The following is a 16,699-nucleotide window of genomic DNA, read 5'->3' on the forward strand; positions in this document are numbered from 1 at the left end:
CGCGAGCGCGAGGCCGCAGAGCGCGAGCACGACGGGGTCCAGCGTCGAAGACACCGGATCCGCGGTGCTTCTCTCGACAACGATCGACGCGCGCATCTGATCGGGCTGACGCCGGGTGTCGAAGTCGGTGACGCACGCGCTGCCGGAATCCTGGGCGAGGGGCGTCGCGTGGAGCCTTGCGAAGCCGATTTTGGGGAGCGCGCAGCGGCCCCGACCGGGTGGTGGACCATCCCGGTCGCGAAGAGGGAAGTGCCGTTGCGCGCGCGGCGCACGAGCACGGCCTCGGTGCCGATCAGTGGATCGGCGCCGGACGTCGTGCGGGCGAGGCCTGCGAGCGACTCTGCATTCGTGGGTCACCCGTAGTTGGCGCCCCGCGGAGAGCCGACCCTGGTTGCCAGGTTGGGGCCCGCGGATCCTCTGTGCCACGCCGCGTGGGTGAGGATCCTCCCGGCTCTGCTGCGTAGACTCCTCGGCGAGGAGAGGATCCCATGACTGCATCGAACCCCACACCTGAGACGGGCGAACACTCGACCCGCGGAGCCTACGTCACCGGCGCCGAGTTCACGCGCGACACCCAGTACATCGAGGACCGCATCGTTGCCGACCCCGCAGCGACCGGCGCGCTCCCCGCCCCGCCTGCCACCGGCATCGGCGCACTCGGCTTCGGCCTGAGCGAGGGGGCCGAAGCCTGGCCGGTCGAGGCCGGCCGCTACCGGCTCGTCGCAGCCGCGGCCTGCCCGTGGGCGAACCGCACGGTGATCGTGCGCAGGCTGCTCGGCCTCGAAGACGTGATCTCGCTCGGCTCACCGGGTCCAGTGCACGACGTGCGCTCATGGACGTTCGACCTCGACGAGGGCGGCCGCGATCCCGTGCTCGGCACCGAGCGGTTGCAGGAGAACTACTTCAAGCGCTTCCCCGACTACCCGCGCGGCATCACGGTGCCGGCGATCGTCGACATCGCCAGCGGGGGAATCGTGACGAACAACTACCCGCAGATCACGCTCGACTTCTCGACCGAGTGGCGCGAGTTTCACCGCGACGGCGCACCAGACCTGCTGCCCGCCGAACTCATGGAAGACATGTGGCCGGTCATCAAGCGGGTGTTCACTGAGGTGAACAACGGCGTCTACCGCTGCGGCTTTGCCGGCAGCCAAGAAGCGTACGACGCCGCATACGCGAGGCTCTGGGATGCCCTCGACTGGCTCGAGGAGCGGCTCGCGACGCGACGCTTTCTCATGGGCGGCACGATCACGGAGGCCGACGTCAGGCTGTTCACGACGCTCGCCCGCTTCGACGCCGTCTACCACGGGCACTTCAAGACGAACCGCAACAAGCTCAGCGAGATGGACAACCTCTGGGGCTACGCCCGCGACCTCTTCCAGACCCCGGGCTTCGGCGACACGATTGACTTCGCGCAGATCAAGCAGCACTACTACGTCACCCACGAAGACGTCAACCCGACGCAGATCGTGCCTGGCGGGCCGGATCTCGGCAACTGGCACGATGCGCACGGCCGCGAGCGCCTGGGCGGCGAGCCCTTCGGCGATGGCACCCCGCCCGCGGCGTGAATCCTGGGAGCGTTTTGCCGCTCAGATGCTACCTTCTAGCACATGAGCGAGCGAGGGGAGAGAGAATTGAGGACCCAAATGCGGCCTCCCAAGTCGGAATTCACGCGCTGAAGCAGAACGCCTGAGAGGCAGTGGCTCGCGTCAAACTCGGCGCTCCGGCGGTCGTGACGGACCGTGGTGTGCCCGTCGCGAGAATCGTGCCGATGCAGTCGACGCCGCTTGAAGATCTCATCAGTTCGGGGGCGCTGGTGCCCGCGCGAATGAACATGTCTGAGTTCTTTGCGCGGCGGGCGGGGTGGGATCAGCGGGTGCCCGAGGGATCTGCTGCATGAGACAGCGGCGCAGCTTGCGGCATCGTCGTTGACCCACCTGGAACTGCGGCGGGTGACTGCGCGGCGTGCACCCTGGCGAGCGGCCGGAGTTTGGCCGTCGTTGTCAGGTTGAGTGCGCTAGCGCACGTCCTCGTCGACCCAGTCCATCGACTTCGTGACGGCCTTCCGCCAGAGTCGCAGCTGGCGCTCGCGTTCCGTGTCCGCCAAGGCGGGCTCCCAGCGGCGATCCTCTTGCCAGTTCGCGGAGAGCTCGTCGAGATCCTTCCAGAAGCCGACGGCGAGGCCCGCCGCGTAGGCCGCCCCGAGGGCAGTGGTCTCCGCCACGACGGGACGTACGACAGGGACCCCCAAGATGTCGGCCTGGAACTGCATGAGCGCGTCGTTGGCGACCATGCCGCCGTCGACGCGCAGCTCGGTGAGATCCACGCCCGCGTCGGCGTTCACGGCGTCGAGCACGTCACGGGTCTGGAACGCGACCGCCTCGAGCGCGGCTCGCGCGATGTGGCCCTTGTTCGCGTAGCGGGTGAGGCCGACGATTGCGCCGCGCGCGTCCGGTCGCCAGTACGGCGCGAAGAGCCCGGAGAACGCCGGCACAATGTACACGCCGCCGTTGTCTGGCACGCTCGCGGAGAGCTCCTCGACCTCGGGTGCGGTCTGGATGAGGCCGAGCTGGTCGCGCAGCCACTGGATCAGCGAGCCGGTCACCGCGATCGACCCCTCGAGCGCGTAGTGCGCCGGCCCGTCTCCGAGCTTGTAGCCGACCGTGGTGAGCAGGCCGTTCTGCGAGTGGACGATCTCCTCGCCCGTGTTGAAGATGAGGAAGCAGCCGGTGCCGTAGGTGTTCTTCGACTCGCCAGCCGTGAACGCCGCCTGTCCGAAGGTCGCCGCCTGCTGGTCCCCGAGAATGCCTGCGATCGGGGTCTCGCGCAGCAGCGAGGAATCCTCGGCGGTGCCGTACACCTCCGACGATGACTTGATTGCCGGCATCATCGACTTCGGCACTCCGAACGCGTCGAGGATGTCTTCGCGCCACTCGAGCGTCTCGAGGTCCATGAACAGCGTGCGCGACGCGTTCGTCACGTCTGTGACGTGCACGCCGCCGTCGGGGCCGCCCGTGAGGTTCCAGAGGATCCACGAGTCGGTGGTGCCGAACAGCAGGTCGCCCGCGTCGGCGGCCTCTCGCGCACCCGCGACGTTCTCGAGGATCCACGCGATCTTCGTGCCCGAGAAGTAGGTGGCGAGGGGGAGGCCCACGACGGGCTTGAAGCGCTCGGTGCCGCCGTCTGACGCGAGCCTGTCGACGATGTCTTGCGTGCGGGTGTCCTGCCAGACGATCGCGTTGTAGACGGGAGCGCCGGTGTGCCGGTTCCACACCACTGTGGTCTCGCGCTGGTTGGTGATGCCGATGGCGGCGACGTCGTGCCGCGTGAGGTCGGCGCGGCCGAGCGCGATGCCGATGACCTCCTGCACGTTCTGCCAGATCTCAGCCGCGTCGTGCTCGACCCAGCCGGCCTGCGGCATGATCTGCTCGTGCTCTTTCTGGCCGACGGCCACGATGGAGCCCGCACGATCAAACACGATCGCGCGGGAGGAGGTGGTTCCCTGGTCGATGGCGACGACGTAGTCAGACATGCATGGCTCCTTCGGCGATGAATGCGCCGCCCGAGGCGGTATCGATCCGGTGCGCCTCACGCAGCAGCGTCACCACCCGCTCGACCTCGGCGGTCGTGCGCTCGGGATCCCACCCGAGTGCGGGCGCGATCGCGTCGGCCGCGACGCGGATCCGTGACTCGGTGAGGCCGCCGACGAATGCGAGTGAGGTGCGCCGCAGCAGCAGGTCATCGAGGTGCACGAGCTGCTCACTCGCCGCGAGGTGGGCGAGCTCCGCCGCCGTGTAGCCGGGGAGCTCGGCAAGCTCGGGATCCTGCTCCGGCGTTGCCGCGAGCACCTCGACCGCGCGGGTCCCGTAACGCTCGAGAAGTTGCTCGACGCGGCGGGGGTCGCGGCCGTCCGCGTGCTCGGTGATCCACCGCGTACGCGCATTGCGGTCAGCGGGGAACCCGACGCCGCCCCCGATCTGTCGCGCGGTCGTGCTCACCCGGCGCTCGGTGCCGAGCAGCTTCAAGGTGTCGTTAGCGAGGTGCTCGGCGAGCGCGCGGAACGTCGTCCATTTGCCGCCAACGAGGCTGAGCACGGGCACGCCGAGGGCGTCTGACTGCACGATCCGGTAGTCGCGCGAGACGAACCCGGGGGCGGTGTCGTCGTGGTGCGGCAGCGGGCGGATTCCCGAGAACGAGTAGACGATGTGCGAGCGGTTGACCGCGATTTCGGGGAAGACGTGCCCGATGAGATCGAAGAAGTAGTCGACCTCGTCGTCGGTGCAGACCACGGGCTTCGCGGGATCTGCCTCGATGTCGGTCGTGCCGACGAGCACACGGCCCTTCAGCGGATAGATGAGCACGATGCGGCCGTCGGAGTGCTCGAAGAAGATCTCGCGGCCAGCGGTCGCCGCAAGCAGCTCGGGGTGGTCGAGCACGACGTGCGAACCCTTGGTGCCGCCCATGTAGCGGGTCTGCTCGCCGAGTGCCTCGTTGGTGATGTCGGTCCACGGCCCGCTCGTGTTGAGCACCACCTTCGCGGTGAACTCAAAATCTTCGCCGGTGGTCTCGTCACGCAACTGGACCTTGCCGCCCCGCATGCCTGCCCCGCTCACGTAGTTCGCGCTCCGGGCGCGGTCGCCGCCGGCCTGCTCACCATCGTGCAACACGTCGAGCGCGAGCCGCTCGGGGTCGTGCATCGAGGCGTCGTAGTACGTGGCGGTGTACTTGATGCCGTCGTTCATTGCGGGTAGTTCTGCGAGCGACTTCTTCTTGCCCAGGAAGCGGTGCCGCGGCACCTGGCCGCCCCCGCGCGAGAACGTGTCGTACATCATCAGGCCCATCTTGATGAGCACCGCCCCACGCTCACGCGGCTTGCCGCGACCGTGGGTGACAAGCAGCCGGAACGGAGCGGAGAGGATGCCGGAGAAGGTCGAGAAGATGGGGATCGTCGTCTCGAGCGGCCGCACGTAGTGGGGCGCGGTGCGCAGCAGCCGGTTGCGCTCGGCCACAGACTCCTGCACGAGCCGAAACTCGCCGTTCTCGAGATAGCGAATGCCGCCGTGGATCATGTGGCTCGACGCCGAAGACGCCCCCGACACGAAGTCGCCGCGCTCGACGAGTGCAACGTCGACGCCCTGCAGCGCGAGGTCACGGAACGTGGCGATGCCGTTGATGCCGCCGCCGATGATGAGAACGTCCGCGCTGGGGCGCTCGCGCAGCCGCGCAACACTCGGGCGGAGCGAATCGTGAGTGACATGCATGGCGCGGCCTTTCTCGGAGTGTGCTTCCAGCATGGTTCCATTCTGCACCCAATTGCAAAAGGGTTGCACAAACGTGCAAGACTGGGTGCGAACGGGAGGACAGCCGATGGCCGAAGAGCGGAAAGCTGTGAAACTGCGCGAGGCGCTCGCCGCCGCGCAGCTGTACTACCGGCAAGACTTCACGATGCAGGCGATCGCGAAAGAACTCGGGGTATCGCGCTCCTCGGTATCGAGGCTCCTCAGCTACGCGAAGGAGTCTGGGCTCGTCGAGATCCGGATCCACTCGCCGCAGGAAGCCCGCTCCCGCGTCGAGCAACGCTTCGCCGAACGATTCGGCGTCACCGCCCATGTCGTACCTGTCGCTGGCCGCCTCAGCGAGAACGAGCAGCTCGAGCGCACCGCCCAGGTCGCCGCTCACCTCATCGCCGCGAGCGTGAAGGCCCGATCCATCGTGGGTGTCGCCTGGGGATCGACAATCAGCGCAGTCACCAAGTACCTGCCGAGCACGAGCAAGCACGGCGTCCAGCTCGTGCAAATGAACGGTGCGGCAAACGTCTACTCGACCGGGGTGCAGTACACGACGGAGCTCCTTGGCGGCTTTGCCGAGCGGCTCTCGGCAGAGGTGTTTCAGCTCCCGGTGCCCGCCATCTTCGACGACCCGGCAACGCGCGAGGCGCTCTGGCGCGAGCGCTCGGTCGCGCGCGTACTCGACCTGCAGGCAGCCGCGAACCTGTGTGTGTTCGGGCTGGGCTCCCGCATCGGCGACCCACGCTCCCACATTTACTCCGGCGGCTATCTCGGCAGCGACGACCTCAGCGAACTCGCGAGCCAGGGTGTCGTCGGCGACTGCGCGAGCCGCTTCTACCGGCTCGACGGCAGCACAGCAGGGATCCCCATCAACGACCGCTCGAGCGGCCCCTCGTTCGAGGCGGTGCGGCGAGCCCCACAGCGGATCTGCGTGGTGTCTGGCGCGATGAAGCGCGACAGCCTCCGCGGGGCGCTCGCCGCCGGCCTCATCACCGACGTGGTGGTTGACGAGGCGCTCGCGCGGCTCGTGCTCGCCGCCGGGTAACAATCCGGCAGCCGCCCCGCGCGGGAGACATCCAGGCGGCGGGATGTCAGCGGTGTGTGGTGTGATTGTCGGGAAGGAACGGGCAGGGCAGACATGAGCAGCGAGCGAGGAGCGGGAGCGGGATCAGCGCAGCGCGCGACCCCGTCGATTCTGCACGTCGACATGGACGCGTTCTTCGTCTCCGTGGAGCTGCTCGACCGCCCCGAGCTCAAGGGGCTTCCCGTCGCCGCCGCCCACGACACCGTTCGCTCGGTGGTGTCGAGCGCGAGCTACGAGGCGCGGCGCTTCGGCGTGAGATCGGCGATGCCAGTGGGGCGCGCCAAACAGCTCTGCCCGCAACTCGTGCTCGTCACCCCCGTCTACGAGAAGTACCGGCTCGCCTCGCGCCAGGTGATGGCGATCTTTCGCGAGTTCACGCCGCTCGTTGAACCGCTGAGCATCGACGAGGCCTTCCTCGACGTGGCCGGGGCCGTCAGGATCTTCGGCCCGCCGCTTGAAATCGCCAGGCAGATCAAGGAGCGCGTGCTCGAGCGCACGGGCCTCCCGGTGTCGGTTGGACTCGCGAGCACCAAGCACGTTGCGAAACTCGCGTCGCAGCGCGCGAAGCCAGACGGGATCCTCGAGATCCCGCCGGCGCGCACGCTCGAGTTTCTGCACCCGCTCCCGATCGGCGCGATCTGGGGCGTGGGCGCGGCAACGGCGCGCTCGCTGCAGGCGCGGGCGATCCACACCGTCGGCGACCTCGCGCGCGAGCCCCTCAACTCGCTCCGCGGGATCGTCGGCAACGCCTCCGCTGAGCGCCTGCACGCGCTTGCGAACGGCCGCGATACGCGCGAGGTGGAGACCACCCGCGTCGAGAAGAGCATCGGCCACGAGGAGACCTTTGCGAGCGACGTCGCCGACCCGGAGAAGCTCGAACGCGAGCTGCTGCGGCTCGCAACCCGCACCTCGGAGCGACTGCGCGACGCGGGCCTCGAGGCGCGCACCGTCGCGATCAAGGTGCGCTGGGACACTTTCGAGACGGTCACCCGGTCACGCACGCTCGGTGAGCCAACGAACGCGACCCAGCGCGTCTACCGCACCGCGCGCGAACTCTTCGCCGCACTCTCGCCAGGCGGGCGGCCGGTGCGCCCGGTCCGGCTCATCGGGGTGCGCGCCGAGCAGCTGATTCCCGCGGGCAGCGAGGGGCAGGCACTGTGGGATGACGACGAGCAGTGGCGCGCGGTCGACTCGGCCGTCGACAACGTGCGCGACCGCTTCGGCGCGCTCGGCATCACCTCGGCGAGGCTGCTCGGGGGCCGCGACGAGGTGGTGGATCCGCGCTCGCTGCAGGATCCCGGGTAGCGGGGCGGCTCGCCTAGGATTCGCCGTTTGGTGCGCTGTCGGGCGCGGTGCCGTCGGGTGTAGTTTAGTCGGTTGACGTTTCGTCGGTCGCGTCGCCAAGGGCGAGCACGGCCTCGAGGAGACCGGCGAGCCAGTCGTACACGAGCACCGTGCCGCGGGTAGCGTCGGCGTCGATGAGCCGGTTGTAGTCGGCCTCGCTTTCGAGCCCTATGCGCGCAGCCATTGCCAGCCGCAGCGCCGTCACGGTTCTCGCCCAGGCAGGAAACGACTCAGGGGTGATGTTGACGGGCACGGGGGAGCCGCCACCAAAGTCCTCACCGTCGTCGGGTGCTTCCGCGGGCGCGCCAGTATCGGGCACCGGCCCGGCCACAGCCTCTGCGGCCTCCGCAAAACTGTCGGCACCCTCGGGCATGACCGTGAGATCCGCGGTGACCTGGAGTGCGTCTTGCAGCTTTCGGTTGATGAGCCCCTGCTCGGTGACGCGGCGAAAGCCCGCCGCGTCGTCGGCGTCGGCGAAGGCGTCGGGGAGGAGCCGCGCGAGCGCTGGATCCTCTGGGGTTTCCTCGCTCCCGCCGACCTCGAGGCTCGCGAACAGCGGATCCGGATCGAGCGCCGTGCCACTGTGGCTCTCTAACAGCATGATGAGCTGGTGCACGAGCTGCTTGAGCACGCCCGCCTCTTCTGGGGCGAAGAGGATCTCGACGCCGCCGTCGCCTGGCTGCAGCTTCACGATCCATCCCCTTCTTCGGCGGTGGCCCAGAGGCCGTATTCGTGCATCGCTTCGACGTGGAGTTCCATCGCCTCGCGCGATCCCTCCGCGACGACCGCGCGCCCGAAGCTGTGCACCCGCAGCATGAGTTCTTCCGCGCGCTCGGGCGAGAACCCGAAGTGAGAGCGGAAGACATAGCTGACGTACGACATGAGGTTTACTGGGTCATCCCAGACGACGGTGCGCCAGGGCTTCGTAGGTGCGACCGCGACAGCCCCATCGCCGAGCGGATTGCGCTCGACGCCCGGGATGCGGTCTACCACTATCCCCACCCCAGCTCGTGAATTCGTTCCTCGGAGAGCCCGAGGAAGTGGGCGACCTCGTGGACCAGCGTCACCCGGATCTCGCTCACGAGATGCTCGTGGTCATCGCAGTGCGCGAGGAGGTTGAGCCTGAACAGGGTGATCCGGTCGGGCTCTTCGCCGTAGCCGTACACCTCGCGTTCGGCGAGCGAGAAGCCCTCGTAGAGGCCGAGCGTGTCAGCCCCATCCTCGGGCTTGTCTTCGACCAGGAAGATGACGTTGTCGAGGTGCTCGAGCATTTCGTCGGGAAGCGTGTCGAGGCCGTCGGAGACCAGCGCCTCAAACTCATCGAGTGACACATCGAGCATGCCTTCACCCTAGCGGCTCGGCTCGAAGCCCGCCGTAACAATCTGTGAAGACTGGACCGGTAGGGTGCGGGCCGGGAGCGCCGTTGTCTGCCTATCCCATCCGGTAGGCGTGCACGGGCAGCGCAAATGGCAGCCCGGACTGCTCGCCACCCGCGGTGAGCACGCCGGTGACGAGATCCTCTGGCGTCGGGTGGTCGGGGAGCGCCGCCAGGTATTCGCGGTGCGCGGCGAGGGAAGCGATCCCGCGCTGCAGCGACTCTGCCGATACCTCGACCGCGTGATCCGGCCGGTGTGCGGTGGCGAGCAGCCAGGTCGTCTTCCATGCTTCGACGCCGTCAGTGAGCTGCTCGCGGAACAGCCACGGGTTGTCCGCGTCGCGGATCGCGTCGACGACGGCGAGCCCGGTCGCGCGGTGATCGGCGTGGTTGAGCCCCCAGCCGGCCTCGAGATCCCAGGTCATGGTGAAGATCGCGTTGGGGCGGGTCTCGCGGATCGCCTGCGCGATGCGTCGGCGCGTCTCGAGTGAATGCTCGATGAGGCCGTCGGGGAGATCGAGGATTGTGAGCTTCGAAACCCCAACAATGTCGCAGGCCTCGCGCTGTTCGGCGGAGCGGAGCGGCCCGACCTCTTCGGGGGAGCGGTCGCGCATACCGGCCTCGCCGGCGGTGAGTAGGAGGTACGAGACCTCGATGCCCTGCGCCGTCCACTCGGCGACGGCCGCTGACGCGCCGTACTCCATGTCGTCGGGGTGCGCCACGATGCAGAGGACGCGCTGAATGCCTGTCGGATCGAAACGTTCGAGAGTGGTCATGTCTCTGACTCTAGCCTCGCGAGCATGTGGGTGCGGAAAACAGTTGAGGCCCACACTCTCTGTGAGAGTGTGGGCCTCAACTACTTGGGGTGGCTAACGGGACTTGAACCCGCGACCACCGGCACCACAAGCCGGTGCTCTACCGACTGAGCTATAGCCACCATGCGGCCGAGGGGGTGGAGCCCACCCGGCAACCCCATAAGCATATCCCAAGGGGTGCCGCCTCGCCAATTCGTCGGCGGTCGCGTGTCGCGCGGAGCGAATCAGGCGGTGTGAATCAGCTCGCGGGCTCCGCGTCGATGAACGGCGCGTACTGCTCGCTCACCGCACCCGCAACCTTCTTCGAAGCCTTCGAATCGGGGCCGTCGCCATCGATCATCACGGTGCCGCGGAAGTATGCGAGCTCCTGGATCGACTCGGCGATGTCTGCGAGGGCGCGGTGCCCGCCACGCTTCTCGGGGGAGGCGTAGTACGCCTTCGAGTACCAGCGGCGCGCGAGCTCCTTGATCGTGGAGACGTCGATGGAGCGGTAGTGGAGCCGCTCCTCAAGGATCGGCATGTACTTCGCGACGAAGCGACGGTCCATGCCGATGGTGTTGCCTGCGACGAGCGGGCGGCGGCCAGCCGGCACGAACTTGTCGATGTACTCCAGCACCTGCGCCTCGGCGTCTGCGGGCGTGACCCCAGCTTCGATGCGGGGGAGGAGGCCCGACTTCTCGTGCATGTTGCGCACGAAATCGTTCATGTGCGCGAGCGCGGCCTCGCCGGGGTTGATCACGACGTCGAAGCCCGGGTGCAGCGGCGTGAGGTCGAAATCGGTGACGATCACGGCGATCTCGCACAGGCCGTCGTTGTCTGTGTCGAGCCCGGTCATTTCGCAGTCGATCCAGACGATCTGTTCTGCGGGGGCATTCGACAAGGTGACTCCTTCACGCGGGGGATACGGTGAGGCCAGTCTATCCGCGCACTCGCTCGCCGGTAGGCTAGCCGTCATGGCTATTCTCCCCATCACCATCTGCGGCGAGCCCGTACTGCACCGCCCCGCGGCACCCGTGACCGAGTTCGATGCGAAGCTGCGCACCCTCGTCGACGACATGTTCGAGACGACCGTCGCGGCCCCCGGAGTCGGCCTCGCCGCCCCGCAGGTCGGCATCGGCCAGCGGTTGTTCGTGTGGATGTACGAGGATCAGGACGAGGCACCCGCCCAGGGCGTCGCGATCAACCCGGAGCTGTGGATCGCGCCCCTCGAGCCCGGTCTGCCCGAGGAAGACGAGGTCGAGGGCTGCCTCTCATTCCCGGGCGAGCGCTTCCCGCTGCGCCGGTCGCAGAAGGCACTGCTGCGCGCGCAGGACATCGACGGCAAGCCGTTCGAGGTTGAGGCGAGTGGCTGGTTCGCCCGCATCATGCAGCACGAGTACGACCACCTCAACGGACTGCTGTACGTGGACCGGCTGGTGCACCCAGACAGCCGGACCGCGCAGAAGATCGAGCGCAAGCGCGGCTGGGGCGTGCCCGGCTTGAGCTGGCTTCCCGGCGTCGACGACCTCGAGGGCGAGTAGCCCAGCGCTCCCCAGCGTCGAAATGATATGTGTTCGGCGAGGTCAGGCATTTTCTGCTGCCAAAAACCCCTGACTTCGCTGAGGACATGTCTTTTGAGCGCCACTCAGCGTGGGAACTCTTCCTGTTTGAGGGAGAGCAGGAGAGCTTCCCTGTGTCCCTTGGTGCGGAGCGGGCCGCTCAGCGCAACTCGGGCCGCCTGCCCGCGCTACGGCCTGCCGAGCGCCGCGGTCTGCTTCGAGGTGACGATCCACCCCATCGCTGCGGCGGCGAGCAGCGCGGCGGTAAGGCCGAACGCCCAGCCGAAGCCCGCGAAATCAACGATCGCACCCGCAATCAGCGGCCCGAGCACCCCGCCGAGGTCGCTCGACATCGAGTACGTCGAGACGACCATGCCGCCGCGGCGCGCGCCGAGCACGTCGGCGAGCACAGCCTGGTGGCCGGGGTTTGCGAGGGCGGATCCGACGCCCGCAACCACCATGATCGCCATCGCGACCCACAGCGCCCCCGAGAACGGGAACGCGAGGAACGCGGCTCCCATGAGCACGAAGCCGGTGATGAGCAGTGGCGTGCGGCCGATCGAGTCGCTCCACCGGCCAGACGGGAAGATGAACAGGGCGTTGCCTGCGGCGTAGGCGGCGAGCACCCACGCGGCGGTCGGTGCGTCGCCGGAGAACACGACGGCGACGAAGATCGGGATCAGTGAGACCCGTACGCCAAACGACGTCCAGCCGAAGGCAAACTGTGACAGCAGCAGCGACCGGTAGGTCGGCAGCCGCAGCGCCTCGCGCAGCTGCATTTCGTCGCCGCCGGTCTTCGAACCGGGGGCGGACTGCGGCAGCGCGTGCTTGCTGCGCAGCGCGATGGTCACGACGATCGCCGCGGCGACGAGGGTGAAGAAGTAGAAGATGAAGGGCGCGCGGATCCCGAAGCCAGCGACGATGCCGCCGAGTACCGGGCCGAGCAGCCCGCCGAGCAGGAAGCCCGCGGCGTTCACACTCGCGACGCGGGCGCGGCCCTGCGGCGGGCTCGCTTCCACGAGGAGCGCGGTCGCGGCGATCGTGAACATCGCTGATCCGAGGCCGCCGAGGCCGCGGAGGATCAGGAACTGCGGGTAGTTCATCGCGAACGCCGCGGCCCCGGTCGATGCCGCAACGATGAGCAGACCGGTCGTATAGGTCGCGCGCTCGCCAAACTTGCCGACGATCCAGCCCGCGAGTGGTGCACCGACGAGCCGCATGAGCGCGAAGGCGCTGACGATTGCTGAGGCAGCGAAGGTCGAAACGTCGAATTCGAGCGCGAATTGGGGGATCGCGGGGGCGACCACGCCATAGCCGAGGGCGACGGTGAAGCCGCCGGCGACGAGGGCCCACACTTCGAACGGAAGCCGCACCTTGGGTGGTTGAGCGGCGGAGTTTTTGGGCATCGAATCAGTCTAGCTCGCGGCCGGTGCTGGCGGCCGGGCGAGCATTGCACGGGCCCTGTTCAGGGAAACCGCATAGGATTATGGCCGACAGTACCGCCGGGACGACCTGGCGGTTGTGTGCTGAGTGGGGACGGCCCCGCAGAGGGGTGCGTCGTTATGCCCACCACATCAGTTCTCAAGCGGGTGCTCACACCCGCAGCCATTATCAGGCTCGTGCTTGGCTGGGGCGGCTTTCTCGTTCTCACGCTTGCGGGCGGTGCGCTCGACGGTGACCTGTCGACGCCCGTGCTGTTCACCGTGCTCGGCCTGATTGTCGCGGTGATTCTCGCGTCTGCGACAGGCGTCGTGACGGAGGCCGAACACCTCGCTGAGAAGCTGGGTGACCCGTACGGCACGCTCGTGCTCACGCTGTCGATCGTGCTCATCGAGGTGATCCTCATCTCGGCGGTGATGCTGGGGCCGGGGGAGCACGCGACAATCGCGCGCGACTCGGTGATGGCCGTCTCGATGATCATCTTGAACCTCGTCGTCGGGCTGGCGCTCCTCGTTGGCGCGCTGAAGCACACGAATATGCGGCCGAACAAGACTGGGGTCTCCACGTACCTGTCGCTGCTCGTCGTGCTCGTCACCGTCGCGTTCGCGCTGCCGGCGCTCATCGGCAGTGAAGGGGCATACCTGCCCGCGCAGGCGATCCCGATTATCGGGCTCACGGTCGTGCTCTACGCGTTCTTCCTCGTGCGCCAGATGGGTGCGCAGCGCGGCGACTTCCAGGAGGTCGTGGTTGCAAGCGCGGGATCGGGATCTGGAACGGGGTCGCAGCCCGCAGGCACAACCGCACAGACTGCCGAGCCCGGCAACCAGCTCTCCGACGCGCTCGCGAATCACAAGCCCGAGCTCGTCGCCCGCAGCCTGCTGCTCGTCGCGATGGTTGTGCCAATCGTGCTGCTCTCACACGATATGGCCTCGCTGCTCGATGACGGGCTTGACCGGCTGGGCGCACCCGTTGCGCTCTCCGGGATCCTCATCGCGATGATCGTGTTCCTGCCCGAGACGATCACGGCGATCCGTGCGGCGCTTGCGGGCGAGATCCAGCGCGTGAGTAACCTGTGCCACGGTGCCCTGGTGTCGACCGTGGGGCTGACGATTCCCGCGGTGCTCACGATCGGCCTGCTCACCGGGCAGACGGTCACGCTCGGCGAGGGCCCAACGAATCTGCTGCTGCTCGGGGTGTCGCTGCTGCTCACGATGACCACGTTCTCGGGCCGCCGGGTCACCGCGCTGCACGGCGCAGCGCACCTGTTCGTGTTCGTGCTGTACGGGATTACCGTGTTCCAGTAGCGGCCGACTCGGGTGGGAAACTCCTAGACTGGAGATACCGACTCGAAAGGAACTCGAAGCATGGGATTTTTCACGAAGGATACGCCGACCCCCGCGGCCGCCGGTGGCGCGCTGAAGCCGCTCTCGAAGGATCGGATCAAGCACTCACTCGAAGAGGCTGGCTGGTCGTACAACGTTGATTCCGACGGCGACATCGGCGGCGGCTGGGAGTACGGCTCGTTCTACTTCTTCGTGAACGGCGAGAACGACGAGCTGCTCTGCGTGCGCGGATTCTGGCGGGGCGAGCTCGACGAGAGCCACTACCTGCAGGCGCTCGAAACCGTGAACGCGTGGAACCGCGACAAGCTGTGGCCGAAGATGTACGTCGCCCGCGACGACGCAGGCAACGTGCGCGTGAACGCCGAGCTCAACGTCGACTACGAGCACGGCCTCACCGACGAACAGCTCTCGCAGCACCTGCTGTGCGTCGTGAACACGAGCATGTCGGGCTTCGAACACCTCAACGAGGTCTTCCCCGAGGTCTGGGAAAAGGCGAAGCCGCAGGAGTAGTCGGCGCTCCCGCGGCACCCCGCCGCGGCACGTCCCGCCCGCACCCCCGTTTCGAACTGAGGAATTTCGTGTCCGAACGTTTCCAAGTCGACCTCACCGGCATGGTCGATCTGCTGTCCCGTCACCTGTATTCGGGGCCGCAGGTGTATCTGCGTGAGCTGATCCAGAACGCGGTCGACGCGGTGACGGCGCGCGTGACGCAGGATCCCGCGGCCCCGGCCCAGATCCGCCTGCGCACCGGGGTCGACGAATCGGGTGGCTCGACCCTCGAAGTCAGCGACACGGGCATCGGGTTGACGGCTGACGAGGCGACAGAGCTGCTCGCCACCATCGGCCGCTCCTCGAAGCGCGACGCCGCCCTCGGAACCGGCCGCAGTGAGTTCATCGGGCAGTTCGGGATCGGCATGCTCGCCGCCTTCATGGTCGCCGAGCAGATCGAGTTCACGTCGCGCTCAGCGAAGCCGGGCGCGGTGCCGGTGCGGTGGCGCGGGCGGGCTGAGGGCACCTTCGATGTGACCGAGCTGCCGGGCGCTGGCGACGAGATCCCGATCGGCACGACCGTGCGCCTCACGGCCCGCCGCGACGCCGCGCACTGGCTCGCGAACGACACCGTGCTCGGGCTCGCACGCGACTACGGATCGCTGCTGCCATTCGACGTCGCGGTGCGTGTGCCGGTCGCGAGTGGCGCTGGCGAGACGAGTGGCGCAGCCGGCGGCGAGAGCGGCGAGTGGACCTGGCGTCGCGTGACGGAGCCGGAGCTGCCGTGGCGGGTCGAGTACCCCAGTGGATCGGCGCGGGCGGCCGCGCTCACCGACTACTGCGAGCGCACCTTCGGGTTCACGCCCCTCGGCCACATCGACCTGGAGCTACCGGTCGCGGGCGTCACGGGCGTCGCGTTTATTCTGCCGCAGGCCGTCACCCCGGGATCAGGGCAGCACCGCGTCTACATGAAGCGGATGCTGCTGAGTACCCGCAGCGACCGCGTGCTGCCAGACTGGTCGTTCTTCGTGCGCGCCGTCATCGACAGCGACACGCTCTCGCCGACCGCGTCCCGCGAGCAGCTCCACGACGACGAGATTCTGCTCGGGGTGCGCGATGCCCTCGGCGAGCAGATCAAGCGGTGGGCACTCAACACGCTCCGTTCGCCGAGCCAGCTCGCCCGCAAGGTGCTGCAGACGCACCACCTCGCGCTGCGCGCGATCGCCCTGACCGACTCCGAGATGCTTGACCTTGTCGCCGAGGTGCTGCCCTTCGAGACGAGCGACGGACCGATGACGCTCGCGACTGTCGCAAAGAGCGGCGAGCTCGTCTACACCTCGACAACCGAGGCGTTCCAGCGGGTCGCGGCGGTCGCCCGCGCGCAGGGCCTGGTCGTGGTGAACGCGGGCTACGTCTACGACTCCGACATCCTCGCGAAACTCGCCGCCCGCCCAGGCTGGCAGGTGCGCGAGCTGACGTCGGCCGACCTCGTGCAGGTGCTCGGGATGCCCGGCGTCGAACGCGAGATTGCGGCGGCCGGGGCGCTGAGCGTCGCCCGCGGGCTGCTCGCTGATGAGGACTGCGACGCGATCCTCCGCAGCTTCGCACCCGAGACGGTGCCCGCGATGCTGCTGCGCGACCCCGAGGGGGAGCACCGGCGCGATCTGGATCGCGAGCGCTCCGCCTCCCCAGACCTCTGGGACGGCCTGCTCGACTCGTTTGCGGGTGAGAGCCAGGCGCGTACCCGCACGCTCGTGCTCAACGACTCCTCACCCGTCGCGCGGCGACTGCTCGAATCACCCGGCAGCGAGGTGTTCGGCGCGGGGCTGCGCTCACTATATCTCTCGGCGGTGATGCTCGCCGGTGAAGGGCTGCGCTCGGCAGAATCCGCCGCGCTGTCCGACTCGCTCGGCGTGCTGCTCGAGGCGGCGCTCGACGCGCCGCGTCCCGCCCCCGAAGCTCCCAGCAACGACTCCTGAGGAA

16 protein-coding genes and 1 tRNA gene are annotated in these 16,699 nt (G+C 68.0%); 8 read left to right on the top strand and 9 right to left on the bottom strand.

The window, feature by feature from the left end:
- Nucleotides 1-488 precede the first annotated feature (488 nt).
- Together ACI1US_RS01220 and ACI1US_RS01225 are read left to right on the top strand one after the other, a co-directional pair.
- Nucleotides 489-1,568, top strand: coding sequence for a glutathione S-transferase family protein (locus ACI1US_RS01220; protein WP_461637497.1), 1,080 nt, complete (start codon nucleotides 489-491; stop codon nucleotides 1,566-1,568).
- Nucleotides 1,569-1,699: 131 nt separating this feature from the next.
- Entirely contained in the window at nucleotides 1,700-1,900 is a 201-nt protein-coding gene (locus tag ACI1US_RS01225; protein ID WP_461637499.1) for a hypothetical protein, read from the top strand.
- Between the two features lie 117 nt (nucleotides 1,901-2,017).
- On the opposite strand, the gene glpK is transcribed toward ACI1US_RS01225, so the two are convergent.
- Both glpK and ACI1US_RS01235 read right to left on the bottom strand, forming a co-directional pair.
- Nucleotides 2,018-3,532 carry a glycerol kinase GlpK gene (glpK, locus tag ACI1US_RS01230; protein WP_461637501.1) on the bottom strand — a complete coding sequence of 505 codons (1,515 nt, stop codon included), beginning with the start codon at nucleotides 3,530-3,532 and terminating at the stop codon, nucleotides 2,018-2,020.
- Nucleotides 3,525-5,294 (bottom strand): glycerol-3-phosphate dehydrogenase/oxidase, encoded by a 1,770-nt coding sequence (locus ACI1US_RS01235; RefSeq protein WP_461637503.1) that lies wholly within the window; start codon nucleotides 5,292-5,294, stop codon nucleotides 3,525-3,527. Before ACI1US_RS01235 ends, glpK begins: the two co-directional genes overlap by 8 nt.
- A gap of 73 nt (nucleotides 5,295-5,367) precedes the next feature.
- Here ACI1US_RS01235 and ACI1US_RS01240 point away from each other — a divergent pair, with 73 nt between their 5' ends.
- Entirely contained in the window at nucleotides 5,368-6,333 is a 966-nt protein-coding gene (locus tag ACI1US_RS01240; RefSeq protein WP_461637505.1) for a sugar-binding transcriptional regulator, read from the top strand.
- 93 nt (nucleotides 6,334-6,426) lie between these two features.
- Entirely contained in the window at nucleotides 6,427-7,677 is a 1,251-nt protein-coding gene (gene dinB, locus ACI1US_RS01245; protein ID WP_461637507.1) for a DNA polymerase IV, read from the top strand.
- A 64-nt stretch (nucleotides 7,678-7,741) separates the two neighbouring features.
- On the opposite strand, the gene ACI1US_RS01250 is transcribed toward dinB, so the two are convergent.
- The 6 genes from ACI1US_RS01250 to orn form a co-directional block, all read right to left on the bottom strand.
- Nucleotides 7,742-8,407 (bottom strand): DUF2017 family protein, encoded by a 666-nt coding sequence (locus ACI1US_RS01250; protein WP_461637509.1) that lies wholly within the window; start codon nucleotides 8,405-8,407, stop codon nucleotides 7,742-7,744.
- A complete protein-coding gene (gene clpS / locus ACI1US_RS01255) occupies nucleotides 8,404-8,697 on the bottom strand; it encodes an ATP-dependent Clp protease adapter ClpS (RefSeq protein ID WP_461637632.1) in 294 nt (97 codons plus the stop codon). The genes ACI1US_RS01250 and clpS overlap by 4 nt, the downstream gene beginning before the upstream one ends.
- Before the next feature lie 11 nt (nucleotides 8,698-8,708).
- The gene (locus ACI1US_RS01260) at nucleotides 8,709-9,056 is read right to left on the bottom strand and encodes a metallopeptidase family protein (protein WP_461637511.1); all 348 of its coding nucleotides are present in this window, start codon (nucleotides 9,054-9,056) and stop codon (nucleotides 8,709-8,711) included.
- Between the two features lie 91 nt (nucleotides 9,057-9,147).
- Entirely contained in the window at nucleotides 9,148-9,867 is a 720-nt protein-coding gene (locus ACI1US_RS01265; RefSeq protein ID WP_461637513.1) for a PIG-L deacetylase family protein, read from the bottom strand.
- Between the two features lie 85 nt (nucleotides 9,868-9,952).
- Nucleotides 9,953-10,028, bottom strand: a tRNA-His gene (locus ACI1US_RS01270).
- A 116-nt stretch (nucleotides 10,029-10,144) separates the two neighbouring features.
- Nucleotides 10,145-10,786 carry an oligoribonuclease gene (gene orn, locus ACI1US_RS01275; protein WP_461637515.1) on the bottom strand — a complete coding sequence of 214 codons (642 nt, stop codon included), beginning with the start codon at nucleotides 10,784-10,786 and terminating at the stop codon, nucleotides 10,145-10,147.
- A 73-nt stretch (nucleotides 10,787-10,859) separates the two neighbouring features.
- On the opposite strand from orn, the gene def reads away from it, so the two are divergent.
- Complete coding sequence (gene def / locus ACI1US_RS01280) at nucleotides 10,860-11,426, top strand: peptide deformylase (protein ID WP_059061393.1); 567 nt, start codon at nucleotides 10,860-10,862, stop codon at nucleotides 11,424-11,426.
- Between the two features lie 206 nt (nucleotides 11,427-11,632).
- Here def and ACI1US_RS01285 read toward each other — a convergent pair whose 3' ends face one another.
- A complete protein-coding gene (locus tag ACI1US_RS01285) occupies nucleotides 11,633-12,850 on the bottom strand; it encodes an MFS transporter (protein WP_461637517.1) in 1,218 nt (405 codons plus the stop codon).
- A gap of 156 nt (nucleotides 12,851-13,006) precedes the next feature.
- Between ACI1US_RS01285 and ACI1US_RS01290 the strand changes: the two genes are divergently transcribed.
- From ACI1US_RS01290 to ACI1US_RS01300, 3 genes are all read left to right on the top strand, one after another.
- Nucleotides 13,007-14,188: a calcium:cation antiporter gene (locus ACI1US_RS01290; RefSeq protein WP_461637519.1), complete on the top strand. Its 1,182-nt coding sequence runs from the start codon at nucleotides 13,007-13,009 to the stop codon at nucleotides 14,186-14,188.
- Nucleotides 14,189-14,248: 60 nt separating this feature from the next.
- Nucleotides 14,249-14,737: a type III secretion system chaperone family protein gene (locus tag ACI1US_RS01295; protein WP_461637521.1), complete on the top strand. Its 489-nt coding sequence runs from the start codon at nucleotides 14,249-14,251 to the stop codon at nucleotides 14,735-14,737.
- 68 nt (nucleotides 14,738-14,805) lie between these two features.
- Nucleotides 14,806-16,695: an HSP90 family protein gene (locus ACI1US_RS01300; protein ID WP_461637523.1), complete on the top strand. Its 1,890-nt coding sequence runs from the start codon at nucleotides 14,806-14,808 to the stop codon at nucleotides 16,693-16,695.
- Nucleotides 16,696-16,699: the final 4 nt, after the last annotated feature.

Origin of the sequence: Leucobacter sp. BZR 635 (assembly GCF_048061935.2) — a bacterium.
In the GTDB taxonomy this organism is placed as follows: Bacteria; Actinomycetota; Actinomycetes; order Actinomycetales; family Microbacteriaceae; genus Leucobacter.

Excerpts from the sequence above, each read along its gene's own strand:
- ACI1US_RS01220 (WP_461637497.1), top strand. The coding sequence starts at position 489 with ATGACTGCATCGAACCCCACACCTGAGACGGGCGAACACTCGACCCGC.
- glpK (WP_461637501.1), bottom strand. The coding sequence starts at position 3,532 with ATGTCTGACTACGTCGTCGCCATCGACCAGGGAACCACCTCCTCCCGC.
- ACI1US_RS01235 (WP_461637503.1), bottom strand. The coding sequence starts at position 5,294 with ATGCTGGAAGCACACTCCGAGAAAGGCCGCGCCATGCATGTCACTCAC.
- ACI1US_RS01240 (WP_461637505.1), top strand. The coding sequence starts at position 5,368 with ATGGCCGAAGAGCGGAAAGCTGTGAAACTGCGCGAGGCGCTCGCCGCC.
- dinB (WP_461637507.1), top strand. The coding sequence starts at position 6,427 with ATGAGCAGCGAGCGAGGAGCGGGAGCGGGATCAGCGCAGCGCGCGACC.
- ACI1US_RS01260 (WP_461637511.1), bottom strand. The coding sequence starts at position 9,056 with ATGCTCGATGTGTCACTCGATGAGTTTGAGGCGCTGGTCTCCGACGGC.
- ACI1US_RS01265 (WP_461637513.1), bottom strand. The coding sequence starts at position 9,867 with ATGACCACTCTCGAACGTTTCGATCCGACAGGCATTCAGCGCGTCCTC.
- def (WP_059061393.1), top strand. The coding sequence starts at position 10,860 with ATGGCTATTCTCCCCATCACCATCTGCGGCGAGCCCGTACTGCACCGC.
- ACI1US_RS01285 (WP_461637517.1), bottom strand. The coding sequence starts at position 12,850 with ATGCCCAAAAACTCCGCCGCTCAACCACCCAAGGTGCGGCTTCCGTTC.
- ACI1US_RS01290 (WP_461637519.1), top strand. The coding sequence starts at position 13,007 with ATGCCCACCACATCAGTTCTCAAGCGGGTGCTCACACCCGCAGCCATT.
- ACI1US_RS01295 (WP_461637521.1), top strand. The coding sequence starts at position 14,249 with ATGGGATTTTTCACGAAGGATACGCCGACCCCCGCGGCCGCCGGTGGC.